General features: G+C 69.5%; 10 protein-coding genes and 1 pseudogene. 9 read left to right on the forward strand and 2 right to left on the reverse strand.

Annotated elements, in window-relative coordinates; genetic code table 11:
• Positions 1 to 16 precede the first annotated feature (16 nt).
• The 3 genes from ACFY6U_RS23140 to ACFY6U_RS23150 are packed head-to-tail and all read left to right on the forward strand — an operon-like array spanning position 17 to position 4,542.
• Positions 17 to 2,236, forward strand: coding sequence for an ArnT family glycosyltransferase (locus ACFY6U_RS23140; protein WP_390040965.1), 2,220 nt, complete (start codon positions 17 to 19; stop codon positions 2,234 to 2,236).
• A 30-nt stretch (positions 2,237 to 2,266) separates the two neighbouring features.
• Positions 2,267 to 3,016 carry a response regulator transcription factor gene (locus tag ACFY6U_RS23145; protein WP_390040967.1) on the forward strand — a complete coding sequence of 250 codons (750 nt, stop codon included), beginning with the start codon at positions 2,267 to 2,269 and terminating at the stop codon, positions 3,014 to 3,016.
• A complete protein-coding gene (locus ACFY6U_RS23150) occupies positions 3,013 to 4,542 on the forward strand; it encodes a sensor histidine kinase (protein ID WP_390040969.1) in 1,530 nt (509 codons plus the stop codon). Before ACFY6U_RS23145 ends, ACFY6U_RS23150 begins: the two co-directional genes overlap by 4 nt.
• 73 nt (positions 4,543 to 4,615) lie before the next feature.
• On the opposite strand, the pseudogene ACFY6U_RS23155 reads toward ACFY6U_RS23150, so the two are convergent.
• Positions 4,616 to 4,897: pseudogene (locus ACFY6U_RS23155) on the reverse strand (SpoIIE family protein phosphatase); the annotation flags it as partial.
• A gap of 311 nt (positions 4,898 to 5,208) precedes the next feature.
• Entirely contained in the window at positions 5,209 to 8,868 is a 3,660-nt protein-coding gene (locus ACFY6U_RS23160) for a LamG-like jellyroll fold domain-containing protein (RefSeq protein ID WP_390040971.1), read from the reverse strand.
• Positions 8,869 to 9,306: 438 nt separating this feature from the next.
• Here ACFY6U_RS23160 and ACFY6U_RS23165 point away from each other — a divergent pair, with 438 nt between their 5' ends.
• From ACFY6U_RS23165 to ACFY6U_RS23190, 6 genes are all read left to right on the forward strand, one after another.
• On the forward strand, positions 9,307 to 10,329 hold the full coding sequence (locus ACFY6U_RS23165; RefSeq protein WP_390040973.1) for a LacI family DNA-binding transcriptional regulator: 1,023 nt from the start codon (positions 9,307 to 9,309) through the stop codon (positions 10,327 to 10,329).
• 167 nt (positions 10,330 to 10,496) lie between these two features.
• Positions 10,497 to 11,744 (forward strand): extracellular solute-binding protein, encoded by a 1,248-nt coding sequence (locus ACFY6U_RS23170; RefSeq protein ID WP_390040975.1) that lies wholly within the window; start codon positions 10,497 to 10,499, stop codon positions 11,742 to 11,744.
• 10 nt (positions 11,745 to 11,754) lie between these two features.
• Positions 11,755 to 12,738, forward strand: a complete 984-nt coding sequence (locus ACFY6U_RS23175; RefSeq protein ID WP_390040977.1) for a carbohydrate ABC transporter permease — start codon at positions 11,755 to 11,757, stop codon at positions 12,736 to 12,738.
• Positions 12,739 to 12,761: 23 nt separating this feature from the next.
• Positions 12,762 to 13,559 carry a carbohydrate ABC transporter permease gene (locus tag ACFY6U_RS23180; RefSeq protein WP_390040979.1) on the forward strand — a complete coding sequence of 266 codons (798 nt, stop codon included), beginning with the start codon at positions 12,762 to 12,764 and terminating at the stop codon, positions 13,557 to 13,559.
• A gap of 82 nt (positions 13,560 to 13,641) precedes the next feature.
• Positions 13,642 to 15,372, forward strand: coding sequence for an amylo-alpha-1,6-glucosidase (locus tag ACFY6U_RS23185; protein ID WP_390040980.1), 1,731 nt, complete (start codon positions 13,642 to 13,644; stop codon positions 15,370 to 15,372).
• Positions 15,373 to 15,443: 71 nt separating this feature from the next.
• Positions 15,444 to 17,297 carry an RICIN domain-containing protein gene (locus ACFY6U_RS23190; protein WP_390040982.1) on the forward strand — a complete coding sequence of 618 codons (1,854 nt, stop codon included), beginning with the start codon at positions 15,444 to 15,446 and terminating at the stop codon, positions 17,295 to 17,297.
• Positions 17,298 to 17,335 lie beyond the last annotated feature (38 nt).

Genomic DNA, 17,335 nt, shown 5'->3' on the forward strand with positions numbered 1-17,335 from the left:
GAGAGCGAATCTCCCCGTGACACACACCACCGAGGCGCCTTCGGGCACCGCCACGCGCCTTCCCGGCATCGGCCGAGCCCTGCCACGCTGGGCGGCCCCCGTCGCGCTGGGCGCGATCCTGCTGCTGTCCGCGCTGCTGTACGGCTGGGCGCTCGGCTCTCTCGGCTGGGGCAACAGCTACTACTCGGCCGCCGTGAAGTCCATGGGCCAGAGCTGGACGAACTTCCTGTTCGGCTCCTTCGACCCGGCCGGAGTGATCACGGTCGACAAGCCCCCGGCCGCACTCTGGCCGCAGGTGATCAGCAGCAAGATCTTCGGCCTGCACGGCTGGGCACTGCTCCTGCCCCAGATGCTGGAGGGCGTCGCCGCGGTCTTCGTCCTGCACCGTGCGGTACGGCGCTGGGCGGGTGAGGGCGCGGCCCTCCTCGCCGCCCTCGTGATGACCCTGACCCCGATCACCGTGGCGATCAACCGGGACAACAACCCCGACACACTGCTGGTGCTCTTCCTGGTCAGCGCCGCGTACGCGCTCACGCGCGCTCTGCAGTCCGAGTCGGGCCGGCACGGTACGTGGTGGCTGTGCGTGAGCGGATTCCTGATCGGCTGCGGCTTCCTCACCAAGATGATGGCGGCCTGGATGGTACTGCCGGCGCTCGCCGCGGCCTGGCTGGTCGGCGCGACCGGCAGCTGGCTGTCACGGGTCGGTCGACTGCTGATCGCCGGTGCCGTGTGTGCCGTCTCCTCGCTGTGGTGGGTGGCGATGGTCGCCTGGTGGCCGGGCGACCGGCCGTACATCGGCGGCAGCACCGACGGCGGCGCCTGGAACCTGGTGACCGGCTACAACGGCCTCGGCAGGATCTTCGGTGCCAGCGCGGGCAGCGGCGGAATGGGAAACATCGGCGGCGCCTTCGGCGGTGAGGCCGGGCTGCTGCGGCTGTTCAACGACCAAGTGGCCGGCCAGATCAGCTGGCTGCTGCCGGTGAGCGCCCTGGCGTTGATCATCGCCGTGGTCGGGGCGGTACTGCGCCGGCGTGGCAGCAGCTCGGCGGGCGAGGCGTTGCCGGGCTCGGGATGGGTGCTGTGGGGGACCTGGCTGCTGGTGTGCGGTCTGGTGTTCTCCACCCAGGAAGGTACGTTCCATCCGTACTACACCACCCAACTCGCTCCTGCCGTCGCCGCGTTGACGGCAGGCCTCGTCACCGCACTGGTGCGGGCACACCGGGCGGGTGCCCGCTGGGCGCTGCCGGCGGGTGCCGGGACCGTGCTGCTGACCGTGATCTGGGCGGTAGTCGTCATGCGGCGGGTTCCGTCCTGGCACGGGTGGCTGGCCTGGGTGGTGCTGGTGCTGGGGCTGGTCGCGGTGGGGCTCCTCGCAGCGGCGATACTGAAGCCGCGGCTCGCGGTGGCCGCCCTCGGCGGCGCGGTGCTGGCGATCCTGCTCGCACCGGGCGCGTGGGCCGTGAGCGTGCCGAGCGGATCCGGATCGGCAATGGGCGGAGCGAATCCGACGGCCGGACCGGTGACGATGTCCTTCGGTTCCGGGCGCGTGCCGGGCGGTGGCGGGGGCGGGAGCCTGCCTGAAGGGTTTGAGATGCCGGGCGGTGGCGGGGGCGGGAGCCTGCCCGAGGGCTTTGAGATGCCGGAAGGCTTCGGTGGCAGCGGCGGCCCGGGAGCAGGCTCAGGCGGGAGCGGTGCTCCGGGGTCGGGCCCCGGTGGCACGATGCCCTCGTTCCCGGGAACCGGCGGTGGATCAGGCGGCTTCAGCGGCCGCCCGGGAGGGCTCGGTGGAGCGGACCGGGGCACCAGCCTCAGCTCCGACCAGCGCAAGATCCTCACCTATGCCACTGAGCACTCCAAGGGCGCTCGTATCACCCTCGCCGTCGATGGCGGAGCCACGGGAGCGGCTGCCTACATCCTGAACAGCGACGCCACGGTGATCGGCATGGGCGGCTTCCTCGGCACCGACAACGCCCCCTCCGTGCAGCAGCTGGACAAATGGACCAAGAACGGAGACCTGCGCTACGTACTCGGTTCATCCGGCGGCATGGGCGCCCGGATGGGTGGCGAGAACAGCGCGGCTGCCAAGCGGTCGACCTGGGTCAGCGACCACTGCACCAAGGTATCTGCCAAGGAGTACGGCGGCAGCACCAACGGGAGCGGCTCCGCCGCAGGCGGCATGATGGGCGGTATGAGCACAACCTTGTACGACTGCGTCGCCAAGACCCGTACCAACTAGCGGCCCCGGCAGAACGGACCACACAGCACCATGCCCGACCCGGCTGCCGCGCCCGCTCCGCACCGCCTCCTCGTGGTCGAGGACGACCCCAGCATCCGCATGCTGCTGGAGTCGGCGCTGCGGTTGTCTGGCTACGAGGTCTTCGGTGCCGCGAGCGGCCAGGAAGCACTGCGGGAGGTGGAGGAGTGCCGGCCGGGCCTGGTGCTCCTCGACATCATGCTCCCCGACCTGGACGGCCTCGAGGTCACCCGTAGGCTGCGGGCGGCCGGGGTCCGCACGCCGGTGCTGTTCCTCACGGCCCGCGGTGAGCTGGCCGACCGCATCGCGGGACTGAGCGCGGGCGGCGACGACTACGTGACCAAGCCGTTCAGCATCGAGGAGGTGCTCCTGCGCATCAGTGCCATCCTGCGCCGGACCTACCCGGAGCACCTGTCCGGCCCGGACGGCACCGACAGCGGGATCCTGCGCTTCGCCGACCTGGAGCTGGACGAGAACGCCCACGAAGTGCACCGGGCCGGCGAGTACATCCAACTGTCGCCGACCGAGTTCAACCTGCTCACCTATCTCCTGGAGAATCCCAACCGGGTGCTGAGCAAGACCAAGATCCTCAACCAGGTGTGGGGTTACGACTTCGCGGGCGACAGCCGCATCGTGGAGACGTACATCAAATACCTGCGCCGCAAGATCGACCGCATCGATCCGCCCCTGCTGCACACCGTGCGCGGAGTCGGCTACTGCCTCAGGCTTCCCCAGGGCCACAGCGCGGGAGCCGACAGGTGATCCGGCGTCGGTGGACCCTGCGCCCCCGCTCGCTGCGCGGCCGGCTGGTGTGGGGCGTGACCCTGCTGGCCGCGGCAGTGGTCCTGACCACGCAGGCCATCGGGGTCGCGGGGATGCACTCCTGGCTCCTGAACCGCGTCGACCAGCAGCTCACCGAATTCGCCCTCCCGGACGGGGCCTTCACACAACACCCCGACCCCGCTGTCCGACCCGTGCCGGACTCCGGGACCCTTCCATCGGACTTCCGGGTCACCTTCTACAACACCTCGGGTGAGGAGCAGGGCACCCTCGGCGGCGGAAGCACGCCGGGCCCGAAGCTCGCCCGGTCCACGGGCGAGCTGCATCTGACGCGGAGACGGGAGACCACCGTCCCCGCCGAGTCGGGGGACGGCCAATGGCGGGTCCTGTGGCGCGCAGCCCCGACGCGCGGCACCACCTACGTGGTGGCCCTGCCACTCGACACGGTGGAAGGAGCCCTGTCGAAGCAACTGGCCCTCAACGCCGTCGTCCTGGGCGCGGCCTTGGTCGGTCTGATCGCCATCGGCCGCACGGTCGTCCGCCTCGGCCTCCTGCCGCTGACCCGCATGGAGCACACCGCCCAGCGCATCACCGCCGGGGAACTCGGGCTACGGCTGCCCGACACCGACCCACGCACCGAGACCGGCCGCCTGGGCACCGTACTCAACGACATGCTCGACCGCCTCCAACAGGCTCTGCAGCAAGGGGAGTTCTCGGAGGCGCGGCTGCGTCGGTTCGTCGCCGACGCCGGACACGAACTGCGTACCCCCCTCACCACCGTCCAGGGCTTCGCCCAGCTCGCCCTGCGCCACCCGGACCGCCCCGCCGAGCAACGCCGGGAGGGTGACGAACAGATCGCCCGCAATGCCGAGCGCATGAACCTCCTTGTCGACGACCTTCTGCTGCTCGCCAAACTCGACAAGCAGCCCGCCTACCGCAGCAACCCCGTCGACCTGCTGTCCCTCGCGGCCGACGCGGTGAGCGCCGCGGCCGTGCGCGCGAACGGCGAGCACCGTGTGACGCTCAGCCCGCTCGGCACGAGTACCGAGGACGCCGAACTGGAGGTCGTCGAGACGGTGGGCGATCCTGATCGCTTGCTCCAAGTCGTCAACAACCTCCTGTCCAACGCCCTCGTCCACACGCCCCCGGGCACCCCGGTCGACGTGCGCGTCGGTACTGCCTGGGCCGGAGCGATCACCGGCGGAACCGACCGGCCCGGCCGGACCAGCGCCTGCCCTCCCCTGGCCGAGTCCGTGCCGATCGGCGTGATCGAGGTCGCCGACCAGGGTCCCGGACTTTCCTCACAGGAGGCCGAGCGGGTCTTCGAGCGCTTCTACCGGGTCGACCCCTCCCGCTCCCGTGACCGGGGCGGCAGCGGCCTCGGCCTCGCCATCGCGTCGGCGATCGCCCAGGGTCACGGCGGGCGCGTGGAACTGGACACCGGCGCGGGCGAGGGCTGCACCTTTCGGCTGGTTCTCCCACTGGCCCACGGCGTCCGGCACGCCTGAGAAAGCCGGCCGTGATCAGCGCGCAACACGCCATGGGGAGCGGCGGACGGCCAGGACGGGCGAATGCGCGGGCGTCGTCGTACAGGGCCCGTGGCAGAGCCGTCGGGGCGACATCCGTGTGGGCGGCCAGGCGTTCATCGAGGGGGTAGAACGTACCGTCGGCCGCCCGGGTCCCGGTGAGCCCGTCGGTGCTGAGGACCAGGGGCGCACCGGCCGGGAACGGGAACCAGCTGATCAGCCACTCATTGTCGGCAAAGTAGGGGCAGTTGGAGTCACCTCGGTGGAGCCGTCGGCGAACGCACCAGCCACAGCGTCCCGCTTCGGGCGGCCGGGCACCAGGAATCGCCCGGTACATGCCATGCTCTGATGCCGCGCCTCGAGATGCTGAAGCTACTTGGCATCAGCGCAGGTCACGGACGTTGCCTAGTGCCAACCACCGATCCTGGGCACAGGATTTTGTGACGAGGAGTTCTGGTCGGCACCCCAGGTCCTGGGCGGCCTTGGCGTAAGCAGCGAGGAGGACGGGAGTCCGGATCGACCGGGGCTTGATCGTCCACCTGATGCACCGGCCGCGAAGCGGGCGCGGCCTGTCGGACAGGGCCTCGGGAGGAACGCCCTGCTGTCCGGCCGTTGCGCGCGTCGCTTCGCCGCCGGTGGCCAGTCACCTCATCGCACTTCTCGGGCGTACGGCGCGACGATGATCCGGTCGATCAGCGGCGCGTAGCGGGAGCGGAGCAGTACTCCGGGGAAGGTGTCCGAGGCGTAGGTCGTGCCGTCGAAGTCGGGCAGCTCCTCGGAGCGGAAGGTGATCCTGTTCTCGCCCTTCTTCAGGTGGACGGGGACGGTCAGCTCCCAGAAGTTGTCCTGGTGGAAGGTGTGCGGGAAGCCGACGCGCTGTGTCCTGCCGCCGTTGACGCTGATGTCGGCGTGGCGGGCGAGCGGGTCCGGGTTGTAGTGGGTGGCCTCGGACTGCTCGGGGTTGGAGTAGCGGATGCGCAGCGCGTACAGGCCGGCCTTGTCCGCCGCGACCGTGAACGTTGCTGTGTTGCCGTTGCCCGGGTCACCGCCGATCCCGGTGATCGCCGTACCGTTGGTCGCCAGGGGCAGTGGGGTCAGCGTGGCCGAGCCCGCGAGTTTGGCGTCCTGCGCCTCGTACGTACGCGCCGTGAGCGTGCCGTCGGTGGGCGTGACGGTCAGCCGGTCGACGAGGGTGGTGGCCGAACCGCCGGTCGCCGTCACCTTGTTGATGCCGCCCGAGAGGGAGACGGCGACCTCGTGCCTGCCCTTGGTCACGTGTAGTACGTCGTGCCCGTTGACGGACAGCCGGGCGTCCGCGCTGCCGAGGGTGTCGACCCCGAGGGTGGCCTCGCGGTCGGCGGGCGAGTAGACCCAGAAGGTGGCCGCCTGGTTCTTTCCGAGCCTGACCGCGCCGGAGCCGGTGGCGGGTGTCGCGGTGTGCTTCGGCAGGTCGTAGACGGGCCGCGCTCCTCCGCTCGTCCAGGCCAGTTCTCCCTCGTAGACCTCGGTGGCCGCCGACGGGGACGGCAGGGACAGGGTGAGGCGGTCGACGATGGCGTCGCCCTTGGTGGCGCGCTTGCCGTCGAGGCTCTTCGCCGCGAGGGTCAGGGTGTGTTCGCCCCTGGTGAGGTGGACCTTGGTGCCGGTGTGGTCCCACACCACCCACTTGTAGCCGAGCGGCATGTACAGCTCCTGCTCGCTGTCCGCCTGCCCGTCGACCCGCAGGAAGACGTTGGTGGGGCCCTGGTCCTTCACCTTGTCGAAGGTGTTGAGGGAGTTGGCGAAGACGCTCAGGTCGTAGGTGCCGTCCTCGGGCACGTCCACGGTGAAGTCGAGCGTGACGTCCGAGCCGGTGCGCAGGCCGCCGACGTCGTATCCGCCGGAGGTGTAGAACTTCGACACGTCGCTGGTCGACCCCTCCGGGCCGTTCTTGGAGTAGCCGGACCCGGTGTGGGCGGCGTCCTCCGCCTCGTACGACCCCTGCCAGCGCACCGGTGCGGTCTGCGTGCCCTTCGCCTTTCCGGCGGGGCTGAGGACGATCTCGTACGCCGAGGATTCCTTGAGCTCCGGCAGCGCGCCGTCGCCGAAGTCGACGACGACCCTGCCGTCGTCACCCACCTTCAGGTTCGTCTCCGCCAGCAGCTTCGGGCCGGAGTTGTCGCCGACCTGGCCACTCCAGTCGATCTCGCGCACCCAGGCGTGCACGCGGTCCCCGAAGACCTTCCCGGGGACGCCCGCGAAGGTGATGTGGCCCTTGCCGGTGGACCCGCCGAAGATCAGCCGGGACTGCCTCTTCTTCGTGTCGAGCGTGGCCACACCCTGCATGGTGTAGTTCTGGCCCGGGAACGGCGGGGTCACCGTCACGGTGTGCCCGCTCATGGCGGCGTACGAGTTCAGCAGCCACCACTGGCCGTTGCCACGGTTGGACTGCACGGCTGAGTCGGAGAGGTTGCCGTCGATGTTCCAGTACGCGATGTCGGCGTCCACCTTGGACTCCTCGATCGCGGACACCCACTGGATCATCTGGCCGGGGACGGAGGTGTGGTAGTTGAAGGCGTACTCGTTGATGTTGACGGGGAGTCGGGTGCCCTCGCGGTCGGTGCCCTTGAAGAGCTCCTTCTCCCAGGCCCGGTACTTGGCGACGCTCTGGCGGACCGCCTCGGGGTGGCTCAGCTCGTGCCAGGTGATGACGTCGGGGAGGGTGCCGGCGGCCAGGGTGTGCGTGAGGAAGCCCTTGACCTGGTCGAAGGGGACGCTGGTGTTGGGGCCGGCGATGCGGGCGGTGGGCATCTTGCTCTTGATGAGCTTGTAGGTGGAGTCCCAGGCGGCGAAGTAGTCCTTCGGGTCGTCGAGCCAGCTGACCCTGTCGTAGCTCCAGTCGCCGGTGCCGAACATGTTGCCCTCGGGCTCGTTGAAGGGCACGAAGACGACGTTGTCCTGGTACTGCTCAGGCAGTTGCAGCACCTGGTCGACCTGCTTGGCGATCTTCCCCTCGTAGAGCCTGAGCTTTTCCGCGGGGGTGTCGCCCGGCCATTCGTAGGGGAAGCCGCGGTTGATGTCGGTCATGTAGATGTACACGTCGCCGTCGGTGGCGTCGGCCAGTGGCCTGACCACGTCCAGTGCGTCGGCACCGGGGTGCTGTGGGCCGTCCTGGGCCTTGGTGGAGACCGTGCGCAGGCCCATGCCCTCGATGAGGTTGTTGGTGGGGACGTCGGGCCCGTACACGCCGTAGAGCGTGCCGGACGCGCCGCCGTGGAAGGCGCCGGTGTCCGAGCCGAGGTCGACGGTGAGCTCGCCCTCGCGGACCACGGCAACGGTCGCCTGCACCGCGTGGCCTGCCGTCGTTCCGGTCACGGTGAACGTCCCCGGCCGGGCGTACTTCTCCGGTGGTATCGCGTCCCAGGTGATCGGCGTGTCGCGGTCGTAGCCGTCGGAGAAGGAGGCGCGGACCGCGGCGGGCAGGGAAGGGGCGGTTCCGGTCGTCGTACGGACCTCGAAGGCCGTCTGTGAGAGCCGCTGGAGGGTGGGAAGGCTCCCGACCGTGCCGGCCACCTGTTCAGCGGTGAGCGCCGAGTGCCAGACCGTGAAGTCGTCGATCGCGCCCTTGAGCAGTGGGTCCGGGTAGAAGGACTTGCCGATGTAGCCGGCAGCCGTGGCCGAACTGTCCAGCAGATTCTGGGCGTTGACCGTCGTTGTGGCGGAGGAGACGGCCACGCCGTCGAGGTAGGTGGTGACCCGGTGGGCGGCGGTGTCGAGGGTGACGGTGACGGTTCGCCAGTCGTCGGCGGGCAGGGGCGCGTAACCGGAGGCCTGGGCTTCCGCGCCCGCTCCGCCGGTGGTCACGGCGGTGCGCAGCACACTGCCGTTGTACGGCGTCGTGAAGAGGTACCTGGTGGTGTCGGTGCCCAGATCGAAGATCCGCTGCCAGGCCGACTGGCCGCCGCTCCACTTCACACGGGCCGAGACCGTCAAGTCGCGGGCACCGCGCAGGACTTCGGGGGGCAGTCGGACATACGCACCGTCGGATGCAGGCGCCCCGCCGGGCAGGGACAGCGCCCTGCCGCCGCCGGCTCCCGCGACGGACTCGGCGGTGGAGGCGTTGACCAGGGTCGCTGTCAGACCGTTGCCGGAACTGTCCACGATCTTGCCGGAGGCGAGGTCGTCCTGGTCGAAGGTGTAGTGCGCGGCGGGCAGGGGTGTGTCGACCGCACGTGCGGGAACGGCAGGTGCGACCAGCAGGCCCGCACCGAGGGCCAGCGCCACGGAGGCCGGGGCCCGGCGCCGGGCGGAACTGTCAGCGGATGGCATGGATCGCGTCCTCAATCCTTGAGCGGCGGGGTCCGACGGGCCCGCCTCGGCCGGCTGATCGCCTGCGGGCTGTCACCGGTGATGAAGGGCCGGGCTTGAAGCGCTCCGTCGAATCGGTTCGATCACGTACAGACGGGGGTGGCAGGGCATGTGACCGCCGGAAGGGTCACTTCGTCGAACCGGTTCGCTGGAAGTTAGCACCGGGGAAATCTCGCAGCAATACCCCTGACAGGAGCGGGCGGGACAAGGCGTCCAGATCTCCGGGCTGTTGCGAGAAGTGGCGTTTCGCGTATTGACAGTCGCCCGGCTTGTTCCTAACTTCACTTCACGCGAACCGGTTCGACAGCCGGTGGACGTTCTTTCCTCACCCCTCAGGATCCATGCGATCGGGCGCTCTGCTCCGCAGGAGCATCGAGCCGGTTCGAGCAAGGAGTTGCCGTGAACATCGGTGAGATCGCCCGGCGGGCCGGTGTCTCGCGGAGCACCGTGTCGTACGCGCTGAGCGGCAAGCGCCCGGTCTCGGACGACACGCGTCGGAAGATCCAGCAGGTCATCGACGAGTTGGGCTACCGCCCGAACGCCAGCGCGCGTGCCCTTGCCAACGGCCGGACCAGCACGATCGGCCTGGTGTTCCCGCCGGCCGGCAACCACTACACCGGGATGCAGCTGGACTTCATCGGGAGTGTGGTGGAGGCCGCCGCCACCTACGACTACGACGTGCTGCTGTCTCCGAGCGGCGTGGACAGCGACCGTTCGTTCCAGCGACTGCTGGGGGAGCAGCGCGTCGACGGTGCGATCCTGATGGAGATCCGGCTGGCGGACGACCGGGTCGACCACCTGGCCGACCTGGGGTTCCCTTCCGTCGCCATCGGCCGCACCGCCCACCCGGAGGGCGGCTGGTGGGTCGGGCTGGACCACACCGCGCTCGCGGCGGCCTGCGTGCACCACCTCGCGGACCTGGGCCACACGAGGGTCGCGTTCGTCAACCGGCCCGAGCAGCTGCTGCGCGCCGGATACGAGTCCGCGCACCGCGGCCTGGACGGCTTCACCAAGGCCGCGGCCGAGCGCGGGCTGACGATACGGACGTACTGCTGCGAGGACGACGCCGCCTCCGGCGAGGCCTGCCTGGATCGGATCCTGCACGATGAACCGGCCACGACGGCCCTGGTCACGCTGAACGAGGCCGCGCTGGGCGGTCTCTACCGGGGGCTGGCCCGGGCGGGCCGTCATGTGCCGCGTGATTTCTCCGTCACCGGGGTCGTCGCCAGCCGGTGGGCGGAGACGGTGACCCCGCAGCTCACCGCCGCCGACGTACCGGCGGAGGAGATGGGCCGGCGCGCCGTCGACCTGCTGGTGGAGCGGCTCGACCACCCCGAGGCGCCGCCCCGGCACCACCTCCTCACTCCCCCTATCTCGCTGCGGGCCAGCACCGGGCCCGCCGGGACCAGTACCGCGCCCTGAACATCACCTGGTCCTGACCGCACCCGCGTAGTCCTCCCGGCTTCACTTCACCGGACGCCCGAACCGCTCGACAGCGCTGTTCGCCGTGCCCGTCTCTCCTCACGCCTCAGGCCTTCACCACCCCGTGCCCTCGGCACCGGCATGCCCAGAACAAAGGAAACCTCGCGATGAACAGCTCCTCCAGACAGCGCCGGCTGACCGCCGCGGCCATCACCGCCCTCGCCGTGGCCGTCGCCGCCACCGCCTGTTCCTCCGGCTCGGGCAACACCGGCACGACGAGCGCCGGCAGCGGCACGTACACGATCTGGGACCCGTACCCGCAGTTCGACAAGACCTCCGACTGGGCGAAGCTGCTGGACCAGTGCGGTGCCAAGGCCGGGGTGAAGATCAAGCGGACCGGCTTCGACACCAGCGATCTGGGCAACAAGACGCTGCTCGCGGCCCAGCAGGGCAACTCCCCGGACGTCCTCATCGTCGACAACCCGGTGGTGTCGACCCTGGCCGAGGCGGGTGTCCTCACCACGACGGACGACACCAAGCTGGACACCTCGAAGGTCGACCCCAACCTGCTCGCGGCCGGCCAGTCGGGCGGCAAGACCTACGGCACCCCGATCGGGGCCAACACCCTCGCCCTCTACTACAACAAGGACGTGCTTAAGAAGGCCGGGGTGGCCATCGCCTCGGTCAAGGACTGGACGTCGCTCACGGCTGCGCTGGCGAAGGTCAGGAAGGCAGGCAAGAAGGGCATCACCTTCTCGGCGATCGGAACGGAGGAGGGCAGCTTCCAGTTCCTGCCCTGGTTCTGGGGCGCGGGCGCGAAGCTGACCGAACTCGACTCCGCCCCCGGAGTGTCCGCGCTGGCCCTGTGGAAGGACTGGCTGAAGAACGGCTACGCCCCCAACTCGGTCCTCAACAACACCCAGACCACCAGCTGGCAGGAGTTCGCGAGCGGGGACTACGCGTTCAGCGAGAACGGCACCTGGCAGCTCGCCAACGCCAAGAAGGCCGGCTTCGACTACGGAGTGCTGCCCATACCCGGCGTGAACGGCGGGAACGCCGCAGCCCCGACCGGCGGCGAGTTCGTGACCGTCCCGGTCCAGAAGGACACCGGCCGCTACGCCACCTCCCAGAAGCTGGCGACCTGTCTGACCAGCACCACCAACCTGTACACCACCGACAGCACCCTGTCCTACGTGGCCCCCACCGGTGAGGTCCAGGACAAGCAGGTGGCCGCGAACGCCGAGCTCAAGCCGTGGGTCGAGGCGGTCAAGGCGGCCAAGGGCCGTACCAGTGACGATCTGGGCACCAAGTACCCCAAGATCTCCGAGCAGATGTGGAAGGCCGTTCAGTCCGCGCTCAGCGGCTCCCAATCGCCCAAGGACGCCCTCACCGCGGCGCAGGCCGCGGCCAAGTGACGTGAGCCCGATGAAGCAGACGACACATCCGCCGGACCACCGGTCCGCGGGCGTCCCGGGCGGGGCGGCGGCCGTCGCCCCGCCCCCGGCGCGCAGCCCGGGACGCCGCCTGCCCACCTCCGCCCAGTGGGCCGCCTGGGGGTTCCTCGCCCCGGTGACCCTCTACCTCGGCCTCTTCTACGCCTATCCCCTCTACCGCAACCTCGACCTGAGCCTGCGCGACTACACCGTCCGCTCCTTCGTCCAGGGCGACGCCCCCTTCACGGGGCTGGCCAACTACCGCAAGGTCTTCGACGATCCGACCTTCGCCCCCGCCCTGCTCCACACCGCGGTCTTCACCGCCGTATGCCTCGTCTTCCAGTACGCCATCGGACTCGCCCTCGCGGTCTTCTTCAACCAGAACTTCCGGCTCTCGGCCACGCTCCGCGCCCTGTTCCTCGTGCCCTGGCTGCTGCCGCTGATCGTCTCGGCCTCCACCTGGTCCTGGATGCTCAACAGCGAGTCGGGCGTCGTCGACGCCACCCTGCACGCGGTCGGCATCGGGCCGGTCAACTGGCTGACCTCACCGTCCTGGTCGCTGACCTCGGTCATCATCGCGAACGTCTGGATCGGTGTCCCGTTCAACCTGGTCGTGCTGTACAGCGGCCTGCAGTCCATCCCAGCCGGCCTGTACGAGGCGGCCGCGATCGACGGAGCGGGTGCCTGGCGGCGCTTCTGGAGCATCACCTTCCCGCTGTTGCGCCCGGTGTCGGCGATCACCCTGCTGCTCGGCCTGGTCTACACCCTCAAGGTCTTCGACATCATCTGGATCATGACGAAGGGCGGCCCGGCCGACTCCTCCACGACCTTCGCCACCTGGTCCTACCAGCTCGGCTTCGGCAACCTCCTGCCGGCCTTCGGCCCCGGCGCGGCCGTCGGAAACCTGCTCGTGGTCGCCGCTCTTGTCTTCGGCCTGGTCTACGTCCGGGTGCAGAGAAAGCAGGCGCTGTCATGAGCCGAAGCCGCAGGCATACACGGATGAAGACCACGATCGGCGTCCTGCTGACCGCGATCATGCTCTTCCCGGTCTACTGGATGGTCAACGTCTCCCTCACCCGCGACCAGGACATGCGCAAGAGTCCGCCGGACCTGCTGCCGCTGCACGGCACCCTGGCCGGCTACCGCACCGTGCTCGACGAGCAGTTGCCCTACCTCGGCACCAGCCTCGTCATCGGACTGGGCACCGTCGCTCTGACCGTGGCCCTGTCCGCCCCCGCCGGCTACGCCCTGGCCAAACTGCGCCCGCGCGGCGGCGGCATCCTCAACTTCGTCCTGCTGGCCGCCCAGATGATCCCCGGCATCATCATGGCGATGGGCTTCTACGCCATCTACCTCCAGCTCGGCCTGCTCCAGTCGGTCCCCGGCCTGATCGTCGCCGACTCCACCCTGGCCGTTCCCTTCGGCGTCCTCATCTTCACCGCGTTCATGTCCGGCATCCCCGGCGAACTCCTCCAGGCCGCCACGACCGACGGGGCCGGGCCGCTGCGTACGTTCTGGTCCATCGTTCTGCCGATCAGCCGCAACGCCGTCGTCACGGTGTCCCTGTTCGCGTTCCTGTGGTCCTGGTCCGACTTCGTCTTCGCCAGCACCCTGGTCAACGGCGGCGCCCACGAGCCGATCACCCTCGGCATCTACCACTACATCGGCAACAACAACCAGCAGTGGAACGCCATCATGGCCACCGCCGTCGTCGCCTCCCTGCCGGCCGCCGTCATCCTCGTCCTCGCCCAGCGCTACGTCGCCGCAGGCGTGACCGCCGGCGCCGTCAAGGACTGAGCCGCCCGCCCCTGCCACGCCGGCCGGCCCTCTCGTGCGTCGTCCGGTCGCTGCCCCCTGCCCAAGAAACGAGTCACGCCACATGACCGCCGCCCGACCCGGCCCGGCATTCTCCGTCCACGACATCCCGTTCAGCACGTACGGATCATGGTTCGACATATCTCCCGTGATCGCGGAGAAGACGTATGCCGAGGACCTGCACCTCGTCTCGCACCAGAACGGCATGCACGGCGTCTTGCGCCTGGTCCCTTCGGACCCCACGACGGGCGACCGCGCCGAGACCCGTGTCGCGGCGGCACCGGGCCTGCTGAGCTGGATCGGCGAGAGCGGGCGCGTCGACCTCGCCTACGAGTCGCCGGACACCGTGCGGTTGCGGGGAAGCGGCCTGGGCATCGGCGTGTTCGCCGCCGCTCGCACCCTGACGCCATTCAGCGGCACGTACCTCTTCCACGACCCGGCGGCGGGCGCCCACGTGTTCACCTCGTACGAGACCGGGCGCCGCTACCGCGTGACCCTGTTGTCCGGAACCATCGCCGAGACCACCGGAACCCAGGCCCTGGGCAGCGCCGACCGCGGCGTCGCGGTCACGGCGGACGGGCCCTGGGAGATCGCGATCGAGGAACTCGACACTGCCCGCCCGCGGTACGCGACCTCAGCCGCCTTCGACGACATCGTGGAGACCGCACGGGGCGCGTTCGCGAGCTTCGTCGACGCGGTGGCACCCTGGCGCTCGGCCGCCACTCCGGCAGCCGAACTCGCCGCCTACGTCATCTGGTCGGCGACCGTACGGCCGACAGGGCTCGTCACCCGGCCCGCCGTACTGATGTCCAAGCACTGGATGGACAAGGTCTGGAGCTGGGACCACTGCTTCAACGCCCTTGCTCTGACGTCGGGCCGGCCGGAACTGGGTTGGGACCAGTTCCACCTGCCCTTCGACCACCAGGACGCCACCGGCGCTCTGCCCGACTCCGTCACCCACTCCGAGGTCCTGCACAACTTCGTCAAGCCACCCATTCACGGCTGGGCCTTGGGCCACCTGCGCCGTCGCCTGCCGACGCCACCAAGCCAGGCCGAACTGCTCGAGAGCTACGAGCGGTTGGAGGGCTGGACGAACTTCTGGCTCACAGCCAGGCGTGCCCCCGCTGACGAACTCCCCTACTACCAGCACGGCAACGACAGCGGATGGGACAACGCCACCACCTTCGACCCCGAGCGAGTGGTCGTCAGCGCCGACCTGGCCGCGTTCCTCGTCCTGCAGCTGCACGAACTCGCCGACCTGGCAGAAGAAGTGGGCAGGACGGAAGAGGCGGGGCGGTGGACTCGTACGGCCGAGGGCATCCAGGCCGCGCTGTTCGAGCAGCTGTGGACCGGCGACCGTTTCGTCACCCGCGGGGTCGGCACCGGGGCGACCTGGAGCAGCACCAGCCTCCTCGACCTGATGCCCATCGTGCTGGGCGAGCACCTCCCTGCCGAGGTCGGCATTGCGCTCGCCGACCGCATCAAGGCTCATCTCACGCCGCACGGCCTGGCCACCGAACTGACCACCTCGCCGCACTACCTCGCCGACGGCTACTGGCGCGGCCCCATCTGGGCACCCGCCACCATCCTCGTCGAGGACGGCCTGCGCCGCGCCGGCCACCACCGCCTGGCCGACGACATCAGCGCCCGCTTCCGCGCCTTGTGCGAGACCCACGGCTTCGCCGAGAACTTCGACGCACTCACCGGAACGGGTCTGCGCGACCGCGCCTACACCTGGACCGCCAGCAGTTACCTCCTGCTCGCGGAAGCGCACGCGCACCGAGACGGCCGCTGACCGGTCGTCGTCCGCACAGCCCCGGGGCCCCAGAGGTCCCGGTTCTTCCTCCCCTCCCCAGGAGCCGCACAATGAAGTCACCCACAACGCTCCCCGGAACCGCGCCCCGCACCAGACGCCGGGCAGTGTCGACCTTCGCCGTCCTCACGGCTGCCCTGGCCTCGACCCTGGTGCCCGCCGCTCCCTCCCAGGCCGCCGACACCAGCGTCACCGTCGACTTCGCCACCGCCGGAGGCGCGCCCACCTACCACGCCTCCGGAATGATCTACGGGATGACGCCGGACGGCTCACTCCCGCAGGACCACTTCTTCAAGGACATCAAGTGGCACTTCATGCGGGCCGGCGGCGCGCAGCTCAACAGCGGTGGCTACGCCACCAGTCTCGCCGACTACCAGACCCGCTGGAACTCGACCCTGGCCCAGTACAAGCGGACCGCTGCCCTCGGCGGCACGTTCGTGCTGCTGCCGCACGACCTGTGGGGCGCGGACGGCACCACCACTCAGGGCTGGCCTGGCGACAACGGCGACTGGACCCAGTTCGACAACTTCGTCACCCAGCTCATAGGCGACGTCAAGGCCAACAACATGACCGTTGAGTGGGACCTGTGGAACGAGCCCGACGGCGCCGGGTTCTGGAAGCCCTCGCAAGCCCAGTACCTGCAGATGTGGTCGCGCTTCCACGCCCGGGTCCGGGCCGCTTTCCCGAACCAGCTCATCGTCGGCCCCAGTATCGCCGGCCAGCCGAACTCGTCCAACACCTGGTGGACGACCTACCTGAACTACATCAAGGCCAACAACGTCGCCCCGGACATCTACAGCTGGCACGACGAGCCGGGCGACCCCGCCACCGACGTCGGCCGTGCCAACTCCACCCTCGCCGCCGCCGGACTCACCAACACCCGCCCCTACCAGATCAACGAGTACGCCACCCTGTCCATGCAGTCCCCCGGGGGCGGCGCCTGGTTCATCGGCCGCCTGGAACGGGCCGGTGCCGACGGCCTTCGTGGGAACTGGGCCTCCGGCACCGGCCTTCACGACGACGAGGCCAACCTGCTCACGAAGAACAGCGCCGGCCAGTACCTGCCGCTGGGTGAGTGGTTCATGTACCGCTACTACGGCTCCCAGAGCGGCAGCATCGTCAACCTGGTCCCCGGGACCGGCACTGACGGCCTGGCCACCAAGGACAACGCCGCCGCGAACGCCAAGATCCTCCTCGGCAGCAGCGGCAACACCGGTACCGTCACCGTCAAGCTGACCGGCCTGAACACCACGTCGGTGGTGGAGAACGGTCAGGTGCGCGCGGTGGTGCAGCGCGTCCCGTACAACAACGGCGCCGCGGTCGCCGGCCCCGAGACGATCGCCGACACCACGCTGAGCGTCGGCAACGATGCCGCCTCGGTCAACATCCCCTGGAGCAACGCCAAGGACGGCTACACCGTCACCCTCCTCCCCCCCTCCGACACCACCATCCCCACGGTCGCGGTCAGCGAGAACAGCGGCCAGTGCCTGGACGACACCAACCTGAGCACCGCCAACAGCACCCAGTACCAGCAGTACTACTGCGAGGGCGGCTACCAGCAGATGCTCGACCTCAAGCCGGTCAGCGGCAAGACCAACACCTACACCGTGGTCGACGAGCTGAGCGGCAAGTGCCTCGATGTCTCCGGCGCCTCCACCGCCGACGGCGCCTCCGTCATCCAGTACACCTGCAACGGCGGGACCAACCAGCAGTTCACCCTCGACCCCGTCACCGCGCTCGGCAACGGCAAGGACTACCAGATCGTCGCCGTCCACAGCGGCAAGTGCGTCGACGTCAGTAACGTCTCCACCACGGCCGGCGCGCTGATCCACCAGTGGACCTGCGATCCGGCGAGCGCGCTGAGCACCAAGAAGAACCAGATCTGGCGCCTGCTCGGCAAAGCCTGACAGCTGGCAGCCCCGTCACGGCCACACGCGCCTCGCCT

The organism is Streptomyces sp. NPDC013157 (assembly GCF_042899865.1).
GTDB lineage: Bacteria > Actinomycetota > Actinomycetes > Streptomycetales > Streptomycetaceae > Streptomyces.

Excerpts from the sequence above, each read along its gene's own strand:
- ACFY6U_RS23145 (WP_390040967.1), top strand. The coding sequence starts at position 2,267 with ATGCCCGACCCGGCTGCCGCGCCCGCTCCGCACCGCCTCCTCGTGGTC.
- ACFY6U_RS23160 (WP_390040971.1), bottom strand. The coding sequence starts at position 8,868 with ATGCCATCCGCTGACAGTTCCGCCCGGCGCCGGGCCCCGGCCTCCGTG.
- ACFY6U_RS23170 (WP_390040975.1), top strand. The coding sequence starts at position 10,497 with ATGAACAGCTCCTCCAGACAGCGCCGGCTGACCGCCGCGGCCATCACC.
- ACFY6U_RS23190 (WP_390040982.1), top strand. The coding sequence starts at position 15,444 with ATGAAGTCACCCACAACGCTCCCCGGAACCGCGCCCCGCACCAGACGC.
- ACFY6U_RS23185 (WP_390040980.1), top strand. The coding sequence starts at position 13,642 with ATGACCGCCGCCCGACCCGGCCCGGCATTCTCCGTCCACGACATCCCG.
- ACFY6U_RS23175 (WP_390040977.1), top strand. The coding sequence starts at position 11,755 with ATGAAGCAGACGACACATCCGCCGGACCACCGGTCCGCGGGCGTCCCG.
- ACFY6U_RS23180 (WP_390040979.1), top strand. The coding sequence starts at position 12,762 with ATGAAGACCACGATCGGCGTCCTGCTGACCGCGATCATGCTCTTCCCG.